Genomic DNA, 17,719 nt, shown 5'->3' on the forward strand with positions numbered 1-17,719 from the left:
ATCCCGCAGTGAAACTCGAACTCCGCGGCATCACGAAGCGCTTCGGCACCTTCGCCGCCAATGACCACATCGACCTGACCGTCGAGGACTCCCAGGTGCACGCGCTCCTCGGCGAGAACGGGGCCGGCAAGTCCACGCTCATGAACGTCCTGTATGGGCTCTACGAGCCCACCGAGGGCGAGATCCTCGTAGACGGCCGGTCCGTCACCTTCCGCGGCCCCGGGGACGCCATGGCCGCCGGGATCGGCATGGTGCACCAGCACTTCATGCTCGTTCCGGTCTTCACCGTGGCCGAGAACGTGGCGCTGGGAGCAGAGACGACCAAGGCGGCCGGCTTCCTCGACCTCGACGCGACGAGGAAGCGGATCCGCGAGATCTCGGCCCGCTACGGCTTCGACGTCGATCCCGACGCACTCGTCGAGGACCTCCCCGTAGGGGTGCAGCAGCGGGTGGAGATCATCAAGGCGCTCGTCCGCAACGCCAAGGTCCTCATCCTCGACGAGCCCACCGCCGTCCTTACGCCGCAGGAGACCGACGAGCTCCTCGCGATCATCGGCGAGCTCAAGGCCTCGGGCACCTCGATCATCTTCATCTCCCACAAGCTGCGCGAGGTCAAGGCTGTCGCAGACGTGATCACCGTGATCAGGCGAGGCCGCGTGGTCGGTGACGCCGCGCCGTCGGCCGCCCCCGCGGAGCTCGCCACGATGATGGTGGGTCGGCCGGTGAGCCTCACCCTTGACAAGGCGCCCGCCGAGCCCAAGGACACGACCTTCTCGGTCACGGACCTCACGGTGACGGCGCCGAACGGCCAGCGCGTCGTAGACGGGGTTTCGTTCAGCATCGCCCAGGGCGAGATCCTCGCCGTCGCGGGCGTGCAGGGCAACGGCCAGACCGAGCTCACTGAGGCGATCCTCGGCCTCCACCGGCACGTGACCGGCTCGGTGAAGCTCGACGGCGAGGAGCTCCTCGGGCGCTCGGTCAAGCACGTGCTCGAGGCCGGGGTGGGATTCGTCCCCGAGGACCGCTCGCACGACGGGCTCGTGGGGTCGTTCAGCGTGGCCGAGAACCTCGTGCTCGACCTCTACGACCGAGCGCCCTTCGCCCGCGGGCTCGCGATGAGCCCAGCGCGGGTGGCCACGCAGGCCAAGGAGAAGATCGAGGAGTTCGACATCCGCACGCAGTCTGCGGACGAGCTCGCGTCCTCCCTCTCCGGCGGAAACCAGCAGAAGGTCGTCATGGCCCGGGAGCTGTCCCGGCCGCTGCGGCTCTTCATCGCCTCCCAGCCGACGCGCGGCGTGGACGTCGGCTCGATCGAGTTCCTGCACCGCCGGATCCTCGCCGAGCGGGACCACGGGACGCCGGTCATGATCGTCTCGACCGAGCTCGACGAAATCATGGAGCTCTCGGACCGCATCGCCGTCCTCTACCGTGGCCGGCTCATGGGAATCGTCGACGGCGACACGCCGCGCGACGTGCTCGGCCTGATGATGGCGGGCATGAGTGCGGACGAGGCCGCGGCAGCGGCAGCGCAGGCTCCCGAGAAGACAGGAGAGGCAGATGGCTGAGACCACTACGGCACCGCGGGAGTCCGTGGCCCGCAGGATCGCTACCGGCACCCCGATGGTCTCCCTGCTCTCGGTGGTCCTGGCCATCGTGATCGGCGGGATCCTCATGGCGGTCACCAACCCCAAGGTCGCCACCGCAGCGGGCTACTTCTTCGCCCGGCCATCTGACACGATCGCGGAGGTCTTCCGCCCGTATGCGGCGCTGATCCAGGGCTCGATCTTCAACTGGGAGGGCGTGGACCTCGTCGCGAAGCTCTACCCCCTCGCGGAGACGCTCACGGTCTCGACGCCCCTCATCCTGGCCGGGCTCGGGGTGGCGATCGCGTTCCGGCGGGCTGGTGTGGCCGAAGCAGGCGGGCGCGGGCCGCGAGGGAGGCGAGGCTGGAGTCGTGGTCGGGGGCCGGTGGGCGGCGCCGGGAGCGTGGGGGGTCAGGGTGGCGAGGGCGCGGTGGGGGCGCGGGTCGGGTGGGCTGGGGCTCGGCAGGCTGGGGGGTCGGCTGGGCGGGGGTGAGGGGTCAGTCGCGCGGAGGGGGAGTGGGGCGTGGGGCGGGGGGGGTGGGTGGATGGGGCTGGGGCGGGGGGGGCGGGGGAGTCGTGCGGGGGGGGTGCAGTGGCGGAGAGCGAGGGCGGGGGGCCGCGAGGGCGGGGATGCGGTGCGGTGGACGCGAGGTGCGGAGTGGTGCAAGAGGCAGGGGCGCGAGCGTTCGCTCGGGGGCGTGCGTTCTCGGGCTGCTCAGGCGCAGCCGCGGTCCGAGCGCAAGGTGGCGTGCGAGGCAGAGCCCGAGGTGGCGTGGCGGGGGGCGGGGTCGCGGGGCGGGGGAGGCGCAGGGGCGGGGGCGTGTGCGGCGGGCGCGGGTCGCGGTGCGGCGCCGGCAGTCGGCGTCAGCGGCGGGGTGAGGCGCGTGCGCGGCATCGGCTGCGGGAGCGGGGGTGTGGGTGGGAGGTGGGCGTGCGGGACGCTGGCGGGACGGGGGTGCGGGTGGGCGGAGGTCGGCCGCGGGGGGGGCGAGGATGCCTGGCCGGGGGGCGGGGCGGCTGGTGCGGGGGCGGGGGATGCAGAGGCGGTGGAGGAGGCCGGGGGGGGCCGAGCGGGTGGGGCGGTGCGGGGTCACTGGCGGCTGGCCCGCGCGGCCGTGTCGGTGGGCGTGGGCCGGGGCAGTGGCCAGGCGAGGGGTCGTGCGGTGGGTACCGGGAGAGGGGGGAGGTAGCTCTGCGGGGCGCGGGGGGGGGGGCGGGGGGGGGGGGGGGGGGGGGTGGGGGGCCGGGGGGGGGGGGGCGTGGCGCGCGGGGGGGTCTGAGTCGGGCTTGCGGGGAACGCGGAGGGTGCAGCGGGGGCGGCGTGGCCTCGGGGGGCGGGTCGGAGCGGCGGGCGGTGGGGCAGCGGCTGTCTTTCGGGGGGCGGCTTTGGGCGGCGTCGTCGGGGCCTGGTCCGCCGCGGGGCGGTGTTTCGATGCGGAGCCGGGGGGTGCGAGCGCAGGACGCGGAGTGCGGAGTGGCGTGGGGCGTGGGTAGTGCGCAGGGCTGCGGCGGTGGTCGGCGTGTGTGCGATGGGCGCGCGCCCGGGGCGGCCGTGCGCGGGGCGCATCTGCGGGCTGCGAGGCGCTCGGCGAAGAGGGAAGGCAGGCGCGGAGAGGCGGGCGGGGCGCGAGTGCCGACCGCGGCCGGAGCCGGGCGGCAGCGAGGCGGGGGAGCAGGCATGCGGGATGGGAGGCGGCGAGCGGCGACCGCATCGCGCCGGGCGGGCGCGCAGGCTCGGAGTCGCGGCCGGGCACGCGCGGCGGAGCCCCGTATGCAGCCGAGGCGCGTGCGGGGGCGCTGCGGAGGCCTGCTCGCGGATCGGTGGCGCGCCGGTCGGGGTCGTCGTGCCGGAGGGCAGAGGGAGGCGCTCGGGTCGGGGTCGCCTCGGGACAGCCGTCGGGGGAGGCGTGCGGGCGGGGGGGGGTCGGCGAGCGCGTGGTCGGCGGTTCGCGGCGGTCGGGCGGGGCGTGCGGCCGCGGGGGCGGGGGGGGGGGGTGGGTGTCGGCGGAGGCGCTCTGGGGGCGGGGGACTCGGGCCGGGCCGGGTCGGACGGGGCGCGCGCGCGCGGTGGGGGTCCCCGGCGCGTGGGCCGCCGCGCGGGTGTGGGTGGGGGTTAGGTTGCCGTGCTGCCGGAGTCGTCTGGGTTGGGGGGCGGCGCGGGGAGTGGACGTGCGCAGCGGTCGGGGGGTGGCGGGGGGCGCCCCGCTGGTCGGGTGGCGGGGGGGTCTAGGCGCGGGCCGTCGTGATGGCTGGCGGCGGGTGGCGGGCGGCGACTGCTGGGTGTGGTCGGAGGGCGCGGCGGGGGAGCGGCGAGCGCCGGGGGGTGGGGTGCGGGGGGCGCGCGTGGCTGGTGTGGGGCCGGGTCGGCGCGTGGGCTTCGGCGTTCGGTGGGGGAGGGGTGCGGGGTGGGGGCCGGGGCGGGGGGGCGTGCGAGGGCGGGGGGAGGGCGCGGGGGGGCGTGGAGGGCGTGCGGGTCCGAGGGGCCGGGGTGCGTCGCCGGGGCGGGGGGGGCGGGGGAGCGCGGCGCGGCGGTGGCGCGCGGCGGGGTCGCGTGGCGCTCGGGCGGGCGTGGCTTGAGCCGAGCCGCGAGGCGGGGGCGGATCCGGGGTGAGATGTCGCGAGGTCTGAGGGCCAGGGCTCGCTGGCGGAGGGGGCGCGGGGGGTCAGGCGCGGGGGGGAGTCGGGGGCGGCGAGCGGAGGGGTCGGGCGCGCGACGAATGTCTACGGTGGGACTCGATCGGCGGGGGGGGGGCGGGGGCGGGGGGGGGGGGGGGGTCGCGGGGGGGGGGGGGGGCGCGCGTGGTCTCCCTCTTGTGCGGCCGGCGTGGGGTGGGTGGGGGGGATCGATGCGAGGAGGGTACCTGCGGTGACCCGGAGTCGTGCGTGGGCGTGGGGGGGTGGGGCAGAGCGTGCCGTCGTGTGCGGGGCGCGGAGCGAGGAGCTGTCGGGTGGGTCGTCGGACGGCCTGCGCTGGACCGGGGGGAGCCGGCCGGAGGCGGGGGGCTGGAACGAGAGGCGGCGGGGCGCGCGAAGGCGGGGTGGGCATGCGTGCGAGGGATGCCGCGATGCCTGCGCGCGAGCGGGTCCGGGGTAGTCGGCGGCGAGGCCTGGTGGTCGCGCCGAGCGCGCGCGGTGGTGGGGGGCGTGACCGTCAGGTGAGCGATGCGCCGGGGTGAGGTGCGGTGGGGTGGAGCGGGGGCGGCGTGCCGGAGAGCGCGGGGCGTGGGGCGTGCCGGGGTGTGGGTGGAGGCAGTGTCGGGGGCGAGGCACCGCGCGGAGGGCGCGCGGCGGGGACCGACGCTGCGCGGCGGGGGGGGGGGGGTGGAGACGTCGAAGCCGGCGACGCGCGGAGTTGGCTGGGGAGGAACGACAGTCGTGGGCGGGGGCCGGTGCGGCCGGGGAGCGGGCGGCTCGGGTGTGCACGGCTGCGGTGGGCCGGGGTGGGGAGGCGCCGTTCAGGAGGAGGGAGGAGGTCTGCGAGCGGCGGGCTACATTGCCCTGGCGGCGGCGCTGGGCGAGTCTGTCGCCGGGTGGCCGCGCGGGTGCGGCCGCGGGTCGCGGCGTCACGCGCTGTTGCGCGGTGTCGGCGGGACGAGAGGCGGCTGCAGGGAGCGAGGTCAGCAGCGGAGTGCGATGGGGCGGGTGCCGCGGTGCCGGGTGCGAGTGGGCGTGGGCGGGATGCTCGCGCGTACGTGCGGGACGGGTGGCGTCGCGGGGGTGCGGCGCGGTCGGGGGTGGGGCCGGTCGAGGTGCCCGCGGGCCGCCGATGAGGCATGTGGCCGTATGGGGTCAAGGCGGGGGGGGAGGTGGGTGAGCGCGGGGATGCGCAGCGGCGGGAGCGAGGCGGGGCGTCGCGACGGGCGGGGTGCGGGCGGGGCAGCGGCGGGGCGGGTGCGAGCGGGAGGCGCGGCTGAGCGGGTGGGCGCGGGGGGGGGGCGACCGAGGGGGCGGATGCGCCGGCGCGTAGCGGCGGGCGGGGGGGGCGCGATCGCGGAGGGCCGCGGTCGGGCGGGGCCGGGGGCGCTCGTCGGAGGCGAGGGGACGGGGGTCATCACGGGGGGGGGTGCAAGGGCGTCGAGGAATGGGCCGTGGGGGGCCTACTGGGGCTGCAGGCGGGTGCGGGGAATGCGCGCTGGCGTTGGGGGGGCCGGAGGGGTGGGCAGGGTGCGGGGGCGGGGGGGGGGGGGGGGGGGGGGCGGGGGGGGGGCGGGGGGGGAGTGGGCGGGCGGGGGCTGGCGCGGGGGGGGGGGGTGGGGGGGGGGGGGCGGGGGTGGACGGGGCGAGGGAGGATGGGGCGGCCTGGGGGCAGGTGCGGCGGGGGTGGTGCGGCCGGGGCGTGGGCGGCGGGGGCGCGGAGGGGGGGGGGGGGGGGGGGGGGGGGGGTGCGGTCTGAGGCGAGGAGGGCGGGGGCGGGGCGCGCGCCGGCGGGGGGCAGTGGGCGTGGCGTGGGGGGGGCGAGCGCGGGGGTGGGAGCGGGGGGTGGGCGGGGTCGGGGGACGGATGGACGAGTCGCTCCCGGACGCGGTTCGGGCCCCCGAGGACCTGTGGGGGCGCGCAGAGAGGCGTGGGATGGCCGGAGGGAGAAGGCGCGGAGCGCGCGGCAAGAGGGCGCGTGGGGGAAGCTGCCAGGGACGGGGGGCCGCAGGACGCAGGGGGGGAGGGGGGGCGCGGTGCGGCGGGGGGATGGGGGAGGGCGCAGGCGCGGGGCGCGGAGTCGGAGGGGCAGAGGCGGTTGGGGACGGCGGGCGGGGGCGGAGCGGGTGGAGTGGCGGCGGGCGCCAGAGCGGACGCGGGCGGGAGTGAGCGCTCACCGACGGCGGCGGGCAGAGTCGGGGATGGGGGGGGGGGGTGAGTGCGAGCGGCCTGAGGGCGACGCGTGCGGCGGCCGGGCGGGGGGGGGCGCGAGCGGGGGAGGGGAGGTGGTTGCGGCTCGCGCGGGGGGGATGGCCATCCTGGGGGCTCGGAGCGGGGATGACGGCACGGCGGGAGACGCGGCGGGACGACGGGCGGGGTGAGGGGTGCGGCTTGGCGGGCGAGGCGGGGGGGCGGTGGGAGCGGTGCGGCGTGCGGGGCGTGGCGCGAGGCCGCTGGCCGGGGCGCCAGGCGCGGGCCCGAGCGCAGCAGGAGGGCGGTGTGTGCCAGCCGGGGGGGGGGGAGGGGTGCGGGGGGAGGCGAAGGGTCCAGCGGCGGCGCGGCGGGCGCGGGCTGGCGAGGGGGCGGGGGGGGTGTCGGGCGCGGCCGGGGCGCGGCGAGGGGGCTGTGCGCGGGGGGGGGCCGTGGGGCGCACGACGGCGGAGGGCCGTCGACAATCGAGTCCATTTCGGGGATGGGGGCGTGTGGTGGCGCTGGAGGGGGGGGGGGGGAGCAGGGCGAGGGGGGAGAGGATGAGGGGTGGGATCCAGGTGCGTGGAGCGTGGGGGCGCGGGGGCGGCAGTGCTGCGCGGCAGGCGCCGGGCTCGCGCCTGCGGACAAGAAGCTGTACGCGCTGCGGGACGTGACGGCACGGTCGAGGCGATCCCGCTCATCGCCTCCTCGATCATGAGCAAGAAGATCGCCGAAGGCACGGGAGCGCTCGTCCTGGACGTCAAGGTCGGCTCGGGGGCCTTCATGAAGGACGAGGCGAGCGCGCGGGAGCTTGCCCAGACCATGGTCGCCCTCGGCCAGGACGCAGGGGTGCACACCGTGGCGCTCCTCACCGACATGGACACCCCGCTCGGCCTCACGGCCGGCAACGCGATCGAGGTCGAGGAGTCCCTCGAGGTGCTCGCGGGCGGCGGCCCGGAGGACGTCGTCGAGCTCACGGTGCGCCTCGCCGAGGAGATGCTCGCCGGGGCCGGGGTGCATGACGCCGACCCGGGCGCCGCCCTCAAGGACGGCCGAGCGATGGACGTGTGGCGCCGCATGATCGCCGCGCAGGGAGGCGACCCGGACGCGGCCCTGCCCACGGCGAGGGAGTCGGAGACGGTGTACGCGCCCGCGGACGGCGTGCTCGTGGGCCTCGACGCGCTGTCCGTGGGCGTCGCGGCGTGGCGGCTCGGGGCCGGCCGGGCCCGGAAGGAGGACGCCGTCCAGGCCGGCTCAGGCGTGCGGCTCCATGCCAAGCCAGGTGCCGCTGTCCGCGCCGGCGAGCCGCTCATGACCCTCCTGACGGACACCCCGGAGCGGTTCGACCGTGCCAAGCAGGCCCTCGATGGCGCCGTCACGATCGCCCCGGAGGGTTCGCGGCCCGCGCACCGGCTCATCATCGACCGGATCGCATGAGCCGGCCGGGCGCGGCCGGTGCCGGCTCCGCCCGGGGGAGGACGCGCCGTCGTCCGCAGGGAGGAGCCCTGTCCGGGCACAAGTGGGCCCTCCGGCGGATAGTCGCGGCGGGCGGGGCATGGGACACTGGAAATGGTCCATTAGTCCGAGGAGCACCACCCCATGTCGCTTGAGGTCATCAACGAAGCGATTCTGCATGCCGCCGGGCAATGGTGGATCTACCCGGTGCTGCTGGTCTTCTTCTTCGTTGACGGCTTCGCGATGATCGCGCCCAGCGAGACGCTGATCGTGGCCCTCGCCGCCTTCTGGCGGCACTCGGGCGAGCCGAACCTCTGGATACTCGGCGCCACGGCGCTGATCGGGGCGATGGCCGGGGACAACATGGCGTACTTCCTGGGCCGCAAGATCGGCACCGACCGCTGGAAATGGATGCGCCGCCCCAAGGTCCAGAAGGTCTTCGCGTGGGCCCGGCATGAGCTCGACAAGCGCGGCGCCGTGCTGATCTTCACCGCGCGGTACATCCCGTGGGGCAGGGTCGCGGTCAACTACGTCTCGGGCAGCACGGGGTTCCGCCACCGGACCTTCTTCTGGCTCGACGCCTTCGCCTGCCTCACGTGGGTGGGGTATTCGCTCGGCATCGGGCTCCTTGCGAGCTCGTTCCCGTGGCTCCACCACAACCCGCTGCTGAGCGTGGGCGTCGCGGTGGGGTTCGCCCTCGTCCTCGGGTTCGTGCTGGACCACGCGATCACGGTGCTGCACCGGTGGCGTGACACCGTGGATGCCCGCAAGGCGGCCGCAGAGGCCGCGGCCGAGCACGAGCGCGAGCTGCGGCTGCACCCGCACGGGCCCGCCGACGACTACGCGCCCCACGAGCGGACCGCCGATCTGGCGCGCGGGAACACCTCGACCCAGGGCGACTGACCCGGGCTAGAGTTGTCCCGTGACTGAGCCGAACATCGACGCCGCCCCGGACCTCACCTTCGACCTGCGCTCCCTGCCGAAGGTTTCCCTCCACGACCATCTCGACGGCGGCCTGCGCCCCGCCACGATCATCGAGCTCGCCGCCGAGATCGGCCACGAGCTCCCCTCGACCGACGCCGTGGCCCTGGGCCAGTGGTTCCGGGACGCCGCCGACTCGGGCTCGCTGCCGCGCTACCTCGAGACGTTCGACCACACGATCGCCGTCATGCAGACCGCGCCTGCGCTGCGCCGGATCGCCCGCGAGTTCGTCGAGGACCTCGCGGACGACGGCGTCGTGTACGGGGAGGTGCGCTGGGCACCCGAGCAGCACCTCACCGCGGGGCTCACGCTGGACGAGGCCGTCGAAGCTGTCCAAGCGGGCCTCGAGGACGGCATGGCCGCGGTCGAGGAGTCGGGGCGCGTCATCGCCGTCGGCCAACTCATCACCGCCATGCGCCACGCGGACAACTCACAGGAGGTCGCCGAGCTCGCCGTGCGCCACCGGGACAAGGGCGCGGTCGGGTTCGACATCGCCGGCGCCGAGGACGGCTTCCCGCCCTCGCGCTTCGCGGAGGCGTTCACGTACCTCGCGCGGAACAACTTCCCCGCCACGGTGCACGCGGGCGAGGCCGCGGGCCTGGACAGCATCCAGTCCGCCCTCGTGGACGGCCGGGCCCTCCGCCTCGGGCACGGCGTGCGGATCGCGGAGGACATCACGGTCGAGTCCACGGACGAGGTCGATGAGGACGGCGTGCCGATCCTCGACGTGACCCTCGGCCCGCTCGCCGCGTGGGTCCGCGACCGCGGCATCCCGCTCGAGCTGTGCCCCTCCTCGAACCTGCAGACCGGCGCGATTGCCAAGTGGGGCGAGGACATCCTCGACCACCCGTTCGACATGCTCTACGAGCTCGGCTTCAACGTCACGGTCAACACGGACAACCGCCTCATGAGCGGCGTGACGCTCACGGACGAGTTCGAGCTCCTCGTCGAGGCCTTCGACTACGACCTCGACGACCTCCTCGAGCTGACCCTCAACGCGGCCGAGGCCGCGTTCCTGCCGCTCGAGGACCGCGAGGACCTCGTCGAGTACATCAACGAGGCGTACGCGAACCTGGCCGACTAGTCAGAGAACAGGTGACGAGCAGGGTGCGGCAGGGAGCCTGAGGTGAGTGCCCCCGTCGACCGTCTCGTGGAGGTGGTGCGCCTCCTGCGTGAGCACTGCCTGTGGACGGCGGAGCTCACGCACGCCTCGCTCGTGACCTACCTGATCGAGGAGTCCTACGAGCTCGTCGAGGTCATCGAGGACGGCGCCCCCGAGCAGGAGCTCAAGGGCGAGCTCGCGGACGTGCTCCTGCAGGTGGTGCTGCACGCCGAGATCGCCCGGGAACGCGGCGCGTTCGATCTCGACACGGTCGCCGAGGCGCTGACCGAGAAGATGGTCCGGCGGAACCGGCACGTCTTCACTCCCGACGGCGGCCTCCAGCCGAGCTTTCCCGCGACGGTCGAGGAGATCATCGCCTCGTGGGACGCGGCGAAGCGGGAGGAGCGGCTCGCGCAGGGCGAGCGCGTGGAGGGGTCCGCGGGCTCGGCGCACGACGGCGGCGACTCGCCGCGGCTCGTCGGTCCCGACGCGCTCGAGGGGCTTCCGCGGCACCTGCCGGCGCTCGCGCTCGCACAGAAGGCGCTGGGGCGGGCCGAGCGTCGTCGTGCGCTCGACGGGGTGGCCCCGGTGTCAGGGGAACCGACCTCGGCGGGGTTCGGGACGGAGGAGGAACTCGGTGACTTCCTCCTGGGGGTGGTGCGCGAGGCGCGCGCCCGGGGACTGGATGCCGAGCGGGCGCTGCGGGGCGCCGTCGGCCGCCTCTAGCGTCCCGGCACCTCCAGCGTCACAGGTCGCGCCGCCGCGCACGCGGCGGATAGTCTGGGGGCGACACCGTGGCCGCCCCGTGACTGCGTGCGGCAGGGCCACAGCCCGTCAGACCCGTTCCATACACCAAGGAGCACGCCCATGGCGCTTATCGATGCCATCCACGCCCGCGAGATCCTCGATTCCCGCGGCAACCCGACGGTCGAGGTCGAGGTCCTCCTCAGCGACGGCTCCCTCGGCCGCGCTGCTGTCCCCTCGGGCGCCTCGACGGGAGAGTTCGAGGCCGTGGAGCGCCGCGACGGCGACAAGGGCCGCTACCAGGGCAAGGGCGTCCAGCAGGCCGTCGAGGCCGTCCTGGACCAGATCGCCCCGGCCCTGACGGGCTTCGACGCGACCGACCAGCGTGCGATCGACCAGGCCATGATCGACCTCGACGGCACCCCCAACAAGGGCAACCTCGGTGCCAACGCGATCCTCGGCGTCTCGCTCGCGGTGGCCAATGCCGCCGCCGACTCGGCCAACCTCCCGCTGTACAAGTACCTGGGCGGCCCCAACGCGCACGTGCTCCCCGTCCCGCTCATGAACATCCTCAACGGCGGCTCCCACGCGGACTCCGACGTGGACATCCAGGAGTTCATGATCGCTCCGATCGGTGCCGAGACGTTCTCCGAGGGCCTCCGCTGGGGCGTCGAGGTCTACCACAACCTCAAGAGCGTCCTGAAGGACAAGGGCCTCTCCACCGGCCTCGGCGACGAGGGCGGCTTCGCGCCGAACCTCCCGTCCAACCGCGCGGCGCTCGAGCTCATCACCGAGGCGATCAAGAAGGCCGGCTACACCCCGGGCAAGGACATCGCGCTCGCGCTCGACGTGGCCTCCTCCGAGTTCTACAAGGACGGCGCCTACCAGTTCGAGGGCAAGGCCCTCTCGGCTGCCGAGATGAGCGCGTACTACGCGAGCCTCGTGGAGGACTTCCCCCTCGTCTCGATCGAGGACCCGCTGGACGAGAACGACTGGGAGGGCTGGAAGGTCCTCACCGACTCGATCGGGGACAAGGTCCAGCTCGTCGGCGACGACCTCTTCGTCACCAACCCGGAGCGACTCCAGAAGGGCATCGACGCCAACACGGCCAACTCGCTGCTCGTGAAGGTGAACCAGATCGGCTCGCTCACCGAGACGCTCGACGCCGTGTCCCTCGCCCAGCGCTCGGGCTACACGACCATCACGTCGCACCGCTCGGGCGAGACCGAGGACACGACCATCGCGGACATCTGCGTGGCCACGAACGCCGGCCAGATCAAGACCGGCGCGCCGGCCCGCTCCGAGCGCGTCGCGAAGTACAACCAGCTCCTGCGCATCGAGGAGGAGCTCGACGACGCCGCGCGCTACGCCGGTCGCAGCGCCTTCCCGCGCTTCAAGGGCTGACCCGCCTTCTGGGCCGGGCTTGGGCCCAGCCTGCGCCGAACGGCGACCCGCGGCGGCTATCGTTGACACGACGATGGCCGCCGCGGCGCCGTATCCGGCCCCAGCCGCTGGCGGCCCGGCAAGCAAGGACCCGACACGCAAGGAGCTCTCTCATGGCGACGCGTCGACCGGCCGTGCCGCGCACGCCGGCAACGAGGCGGCCCGGCCCGCCCGCGCAGGCTGCGACGCAGTCTGAGCCGCGGCCTGAAGAGAAGCCGACCATGGCGCCCAGCCCCGACGGGGCGCGCGGCTCCGCCGGGGCGCCCGCATCGGCCGCGGCACGCAAGGCCGGCAAGTCGCCCAAGGCTGCCAAGGCGTCCAGGCCCGACAAGGCCCGTAAGGCACCCAAGACGCCCCTGCGCACCCCCGTCCCGACCGACGACACTCCGGTGCCCGCCCGGGCGTTCTCCGGCCGCATCGTCGCCCTCGTCGTGGTGCTCGTGGCCATCACCATCATGCTCGCGCCCACCGTGCGCGTGTTCCTCGGCCAGCGCGCGGAGATCAGCTCCGCGGACCAGGCGGAATCGCGCGAAGAAGGCGGAGCAGGGCACCCTCAGGGACTCGATCGCCCGCTGGGAGGATCCCAACTACGTCAAGCAGCAGGCCCGAGACCGCATTAACATGGTGATGCCCGGCGAGACCTCGTACTGGGTCTTCGGCCAGAGCGGTGCGGCCCCCGCAGGCACCGCCGGCAGCGGGCCCATCACGGTCAGCGGCGGCGACAAGCCGTGGGCCGAGGGCTTCTGGGACTCGCTCGTCCGGGCCGCGACCGACTGACGGGCGAGGCCTTCAGCCGACCCGAGCGCGCGAGGCGGGCACGCGCCGTCGTGCGCCGCACCGAACCGACGAAGGACAGTGACCACCGTGACCGAGACCCCCACTACGCCCGGCCCCACCCCCGGGGACGTTCCGACCGCGGAGGACCTCGACACCCTCAGCCGCCAGCTCGGGCGTCCCGTGCGGGACGTCGTGGCCATCCCCGCGCGGTGCGTGTGCGGAAACCCGCTCGTCGCGGCGACCGCGCCGCGACTCTCGAACGGCACACCGTTCCCCACCACGTTCTACCTCACGCACCCCGTCATCACCTCGGCCGTCTCGCGACTCGAGGCAGGCGGCCTCATGACGGAGATGAATGACCGGATTGCGGCCGACCCCGCGCTTGCCGCCGCCTACCGCGGCGCGCACGAGGCGTACCTTGCCGCTCGGGAGGAGATCGGCCGGCGCGCCGGGACGGGGCCGGTTCCGGAGATCGACGGCGTCTCGGCTGGCGGGATGCCCACACGGGTCAAGTGCCTCCATGTCCTTGTGGGCGAGTCGCTCGCGCTCGGGCCGGGGGTAAATCCGTTGGGGGACGAGGCCATCGAGGCCATCGCCCCGTGGTGGACCGCCGACCGCTGCCATTGCGCGGGCGCGTGGGAGACGGAGGGCGACGCGCCCGAGAAGGACCTTTCGCGGCACGGGCCCCAGGGGCTTCCGTCCATGACAGGCCGGGCCGCCCCGGTGCGCGGGTCGCAGGACGCCGGGCCCACGACGGCCGAGGGCCAGGGGCTGAGCGCTGAGGGAGGGGACCGCTCGTGAGGGTGGCCGGAATCGACTGCGGGACCAATTCGATCAGACTCCTGGTCGCCGACTCGGTGCCGGACCGCGCGGCGGCGCGCCTGGACGACGTGCACCGCGAGATGCGGATCGTGCGACTCGGCCAAGGCGTCGACGCGACCGGGATGCTCGCACCCGAGGCACTCGCCCGCACCTTCGCCGCCGCCGACGACTACGCGGCGACCGTGCGCGGCCTCGGCGCCGAGCGCGTGCGTTTCGTCGCGACATCGGCCATGCGGGACGCCCGCAACCGGGACGAGTTCATGGCCGGGATCCGGGAACGGTTCGGTGTCGAGGCCGAGATCGTGCCAGGGACCGAGGAGGCCGCCCTGAGCTTCGCGGGGGCGGCGAGCGTGCTTCCCCTCGAGGCGGGAAGGCCGGTCCTCGTGGTGGACCTCGGCGGGGGCAGCACCGAGTTCGTACTCGGGGACGCCGGGGGAGTGACCGCCGCACGGTCCATCGACATGGGCTGCGTGCGGCTCACCGAGCGCCACCTGCGTTCCGACCCGCCCTCACCCGAACAGATCGAGGCGGCCGAGCGCGACGTCGACGCCGGCATCGACGAGGCGCTCGCCGAGGTGCCGCTCGGCGACGCAACGGCGGTGATCGGCGTCGCCGGCTCGATCACGACCATCACGGCCCACGCGCTGGCGCTGCCCGCGTACCTGCCCGAGCGGATCCATGGCGCCGAGCTGCCGATCGCACAGATCAGCGATGCCTGCTCGTCTCTGCTCTCGCTCAGCCACGCGGAGCGGGCGGCCCTGCCGTACCTGCATCCAGGCCGGGTCGACGTCATCGGGGCCGGGGCTCTCGTATGGCGGCGCATCCTCGCGCGGATGGGGGAGCTCACGGGCGGCCGGATCACGACCGCCGTCACGAGCGAGCACGACATCCTCGACGGCATCGCCTTGAGCGCCCTTGACCGGCCGAACACCCTGACGCGGAAGGCCATGTGATCCGACGCGCCCTCGCCCTTGCCACGGTGCCCCTCCTGGCGTTCGCCCTCGCGGCCATCGGCCTCCTGCCCGCGGCCCAGCCGGCCTCCGCGGACAGCATCCGGGACCGCGAGTACTGGCTCGCCGAGTACGGGATCACCAAGGCGTGGGAGGTGTCCAAGGGCGCGGGCGTGAAGGTCGCGGTGATCGACAGCGGAGTCGACGGGACACACCCGGACCTGCGCGGCGTCGTCGTCGGCGGGCACGACTCGTCCGGCGCCGGGACGCCGGACGGGCAGAAGCCCCTCGGCGCCAAGCCCGAGCACGGCACCCTGGTCGCGACCATGCTCGCCGGCCGGGGGCACGTGGCCGACCCGAAGGGCGAGGCGAAGGACGCCGGCGGCCCGGACGGGGTCGTGGGCGTGGCGCCCGAGGCACAGCTGCTCACCGCGTCCACGTGGCTCGGATCGCCCAACCCGGCGGGCCGGACGGACACGGACCAGATCCCCGACGCGGTGCGGTGGGCCGTCGACCAGGGCGCCAAAGTCATCAACATCTCGCTCGGCAGCTCCTCTCCGGCGTGGCCCGAGAGCTGGGATTCCGCGTTCCTCTACGCCGAACAGCGGGACGTGGTGGTCGTCGCGGCGGCCGGCAACCGCCTCGGCGGCAACGTCCAGGTCGGGGCGCCTGCCACCATCCCGGGCGTGCTCACGGTGGCCGGGCTGGACCGGCAGCGGAACGCGAGCATCGACTCGTCGTCGCAGGGGATCAGCATCGGGGTCGCGGCGCCGGCCGAGCAGCTCGTCGGCGGCCTGCCCGGCGGCCAGTACGCCGAGTGGGCCGGAACGTCCGGTGCGGCCCCCATCGTCTCGGGCGTCGCGGCCCTCATCCGTTCGAAGTGGCCCGGAATGAGCGCAGCCCAGGTGATCGACCGCATCATTGCCACGGCCAAGGACGCGGGCGCGCCCGGCCCGGACCCGATCTACGGCCGGGGCATCCTCGACGCCGCCGCGGCACTGACCGCGGACGTGCCCGAAGTCTCCGCCAACCCGCTGGGCTCGATCGCCGACTGGATCAGGGTTCACCGCAAGGGCTCCGCTGCCACACCTTCGCCGTCGCAGACGGCCGGGGGATCGCCGGCCGGCGGCGCCGGGGCGCCTGCCGCGTCGCAGGCGGTCGCCGAGCCCACCGCGCCGACGCCCCGCGTCGATCAGGCCGACAGCCCCTGGCCGGCCGTCACGGTCCTGGGGTCCGCCACGATGGTGCTGACCGTCGCCGCGGCGGGCGCACTCCACCTGGGCCGGCGGGCCTCGAGAGAGCGGAAGGTCACGCGTTCGGACAGATAGTGAATTTTTTCACAAGCTGGTACTCTATAACCATGCCTTCCTCCCTGCAGCTTGTTGATCGCCCCCGCGTCCTCGTCGCCGGCGGCGGATACGTGGGCCTCTACGTCGCCCTCAACCTCCAGAAGAAGATCGCCACGGCCGGCGGCATCGTCACGGTCGTCGATCCGAACCCCTATATGACCTACCAGCCGTTCCTGCCCGAGGTGGCCGGCGGCAACATCGAGGCGCGCCACGCCGTCGTCTCCCTCCGCGAGCACCTCAAGGGCAGCGAGGTCATCCAGGGCTCGGTCACGAGCATCGACCACGCCAACCGCAAGGCCGTCGTCGAGCTCCCGGGCGACCAGGGCACCATCGAGGTCCCCTACGTCGACGTCGTCCTCGCAGCGGGCGCCATCACGCGCACGTTCCCGATTCCCGGCCTCGCCGAGAAGGGCATCGGCAACAAGACCATCGAGGAGGCCATCGCCCTCCGCAACCAGGTCGTCGAGCGCATCGAGTTCGCCTCGACCGCCACCGACCCGGCCGAGCGCAAGCGCGCCCTCACCTTCGTGGTCGTGGGCGGCGGGTTCGCCGGCATCGAGACCATCGCCGAGCTCGAGGACCTCGCCCGCGAGGCCGTCCGCAACAACGGCCGCCTCCGCCAGGACGAGGTGCGCTTCGTCCTCGTCGAGGCCATGGGTCGCATCATGCCCGAGGTCACCGCCGAGCAGGCCGACTGGGTGGTCAGCCACCTGCAGAGCCGCGGCATCGAGGTGCTCCTGAACACCTCCCTTGCCAACGCCGAGGGCTCCCTCAAGCTCATCAGCATGCCGGACAAGGCCCCGGCCGACGAGTTCGAGGCGGACACGCTCATCTGGACCGCCGGTGTCCAGGCGAACCCGATGGTCCGCTCCACCGACTTCCCGCTCGAGCCGCGCGGCCGCGTCCGCGTCCTGCCTGACCTGCGCATCGCGGGGGACGAGGGCATCGTCGAGAACGCCTGGGCGGCCGGCGACATCGCCGCCGTGCCGGACCTCACGGGCAAGGGCCTCCCCGACGGCACCTGCGTCCCGAACGCCCAGCACGCGCTGCGCCAGGCCAAGGTCCTCGCGAACAACCTGTGGGCCAACCGCTGGGACAAGCCGCTCGCGGACTACAAGCACAAGAACCTCGGCGCCGTGGCGGGCTTCGGCCCGTGGAAGGGCGTGGCGAACATCAACGTGTTCGGCCGGATCGGCCTCAAGGGCCCGCTCGCCTGGCTCGCGCACCGCGGCTACCACGGCATGGCCATCCCGACGGCCGAGCGCAAGTTCCGTGTGCTCCTCGACTGGTTCTCCTCGCTCTTCGCGGGCCGCGACACGACCCCCCTCCAGGGCCTCGAGAACCCGCGCGCCGCGTTCGAGACCGCAGCCCGTCCCGCCCCGAAGCCCGCCGCCCCCGCCGCTGCGGCGCCGGCCGCCTCGGCGGACAAGGCCGACGGCGCCGGCAACAAGGTGCCCGCGGGCGTCAAGTGACCCTCGCACCGTTGACGCGGTGACCCACGACGGCGGCCGCCTCCTTCTGCTCGAAGGAGGCGGCCGCCGTCGTTCGCCCCACCAGACGCACTAGGCTGGTGGACACGCCCCAGTAGCCCAATCGGCAGAGGCAGCGGACTTAAAATCCGCTCAGTCAGGGTTCGAGTCCCTGCTGGGGCACACCGTCCTTCCCGTCGGCAGACTCCGCCACGGCACG

General features: G+C 74.6%; 12 protein-coding genes, 1 tRNA gene and 1 pseudogene. All 14 read left to right on the forward strand.

Translation table 11 applies throughout. The annotated features are described in order from the left end of the window. Positions 1-8: 8 nt before the first annotated feature. The 14 genes and pseudogenes from SCMU_RS06020 (at position 9) to SCMU_RS06095 (ending at position 17,682) form a co-directional block, all read left to right on the forward strand. The gene (locus tag SCMU_RS06020; RefSeq protein ID WP_229232124.1) at positions 9-1,565 is read left to right on the forward strand and encodes an ABC transporter ATP-binding protein; all 1,557 of its coding nucleotides are present in this window, start codon (positions 9-11) and stop codon (positions 1,563-1,565) included. Next, positions 1,558-2,076 (forward strand): ABC transporter permease family protein, encoded by a 519-nt coding sequence (locus tag SCMU_RS06025; RefSeq protein ID WP_229233128.1) that lies wholly within the window; start codon positions 1,558-1,560, stop codon positions 2,074-2,076. The genes SCMU_RS06020 and SCMU_RS06025 overlap by 8 nt, the downstream gene beginning before the upstream one ends. A gap of 4,932 nt (positions 2,077-7,008) precedes the next feature. Continuing rightward, positions 7,009-7,844 (forward strand): annotated as a pseudogene (locus tag SCMU_RS06040) (thymidine phosphorylase); the annotation flags it as partial. Between the two features lie 162 nt (positions 7,845-8,006). Next, positions 8,007-8,765, forward strand: coding sequence for a DedA family protein (locus tag SCMU_RS06045; protein ID WP_229232125.1), 759 nt, complete (start codon positions 8,007-8,009; stop codon positions 8,763-8,765). 19 nt (positions 8,766-8,784) lie between these two features. Beyond that, positions 8,785-9,927, forward strand: a complete 1,143-nt coding sequence (locus SCMU_RS06050) for an adenosine deaminase (RefSeq protein ID WP_229232126.1) — start codon at positions 8,785-8,787, stop codon at positions 9,925-9,927. A gap of 42 nt (positions 9,928-9,969) precedes the next feature. Continuing rightward, complete coding sequence (locus tag SCMU_RS06055; protein WP_229232127.1) at positions 9,970-10,671, forward strand: MazG nucleotide pyrophosphohydrolase domain-containing protein; 702 nt, start codon at positions 9,970-9,972, stop codon at positions 10,669-10,671. 141 nt (positions 10,672-10,812) lie between these two features. Continuing rightward, the gene (eno, locus tag SCMU_RS06060) at positions 10,813-12,093 is read left to right on the forward strand and encodes a phosphopyruvate hydratase (RefSeq protein WP_229232128.1); all 1,281 of its coding nucleotides are present in this window, start codon (positions 10,813-10,815) and stop codon (positions 12,091-12,093) included. 260 nt (positions 12,094-12,353) lie between these two features. Next, positions 12,354-12,752, forward strand: a complete 399-nt coding sequence (locus SCMU_RS06065; protein ID WP_229232129.1) for a hypothetical protein — start codon at positions 12,354-12,356, stop codon at positions 12,750-12,752. Next, complete coding sequence (locus tag SCMU_RS06070) at positions 12,697-12,909, forward strand: FtsB family cell division protein (RefSeq protein WP_371829657.1); 213 nt, start codon at positions 12,697-12,699, stop codon at positions 12,907-12,909. Before SCMU_RS06065 ends, SCMU_RS06070 begins: the two co-directional genes overlap by 56 nt. Positions 12,910-12,996: 87 nt before the next feature. Continuing rightward, positions 12,997-13,710, forward strand: coding sequence for a DUF501 domain-containing protein (locus tag SCMU_RS06075; protein WP_443020224.1), 714 nt, complete (start codon positions 12,997-12,999; stop codon positions 13,708-13,710). Between the two features lie 2 nt (positions 13,711-13,712). Beyond that, positions 13,713-14,684: a Ppx/GppA phosphatase family protein gene (locus SCMU_RS06080; RefSeq protein ID WP_443020269.1), complete on the forward strand. Its 972-nt coding sequence runs from the start codon at positions 13,713-13,715 to the stop codon at positions 14,682-14,684. Beyond that, positions 14,681-16,009, forward strand: a complete 1,329-nt coding sequence (locus SCMU_RS06085; RefSeq protein ID WP_229232132.1) for a S8 family peptidase — start codon at positions 14,681-14,683, stop codon at positions 16,007-16,009. Before SCMU_RS06080 ends, SCMU_RS06085 begins: the two co-directional genes overlap by 4 nt. A gap of 32 nt (positions 16,010-16,041) precedes the next feature. Next, a complete protein-coding gene (locus SCMU_RS06090) occupies positions 16,042-17,502 on the forward strand; it encodes an NAD(P)/FAD-dependent oxidoreductase (protein ID WP_229232133.1) in 1,461 nt (486 codons plus the stop codon). A gap of 106 nt (positions 17,503-17,608) precedes the next feature. Then, positions 17,609-17,682 (forward strand) — tRNA-Leu (locus SCMU_RS06095). The last annotated feature ends 37 nt before the right edge of the window (positions 17,683-17,719 follow it).

The sequence above is a fragment of the Sinomonas cyclohexanicum genome, from assembly GCF_020886775.1.
GTDB classification, from domain to species: Bacteria; Actinomycetota; Actinomycetes; order Actinomycetales; family Micrococcaceae; genus Sinomonas; species Sinomonas cyclohexanicum.

What these genes read in the sequence shown, in the direction of transcription:
- SCMU_RS06025 (WP_229233128.1), top strand. Translation starts at nt 1,558, where the DNA reads ATGGCTGAGACCACTACGGCACCGCGGGAGTCCGTGGCCCGCAGGATC.
- SCMU_RS06045 (WP_229232125.1), top strand. Translation starts at nt 8,007, where the DNA reads ATGTCGCTTGAGGTCATCAACGAAGCGATTCTGCATGCCGCCGGGCAA.
- eno (WP_229232128.1), top strand. Translation starts at nt 10,813, where the DNA reads ATGGCGCTTATCGATGCCATCCACGCCCGCGAGATCCTCGATTCCCGC.
- SCMU_RS06065 (WP_229232129.1), top strand. Translation starts at nt 12,354, where the DNA reads ATGGCGCCCAGCCCCGACGGGGCGCGCGGCTCCGCCGGGGCGCCCGCA.
- SCMU_RS06090 (WP_229232133.1), top strand. Translation starts at nt 16,042, where the DNA reads ATGCCTTCCTCCCTGCAGCTTGTTGATCGCCCCCGCGTCCTCGTCGCC.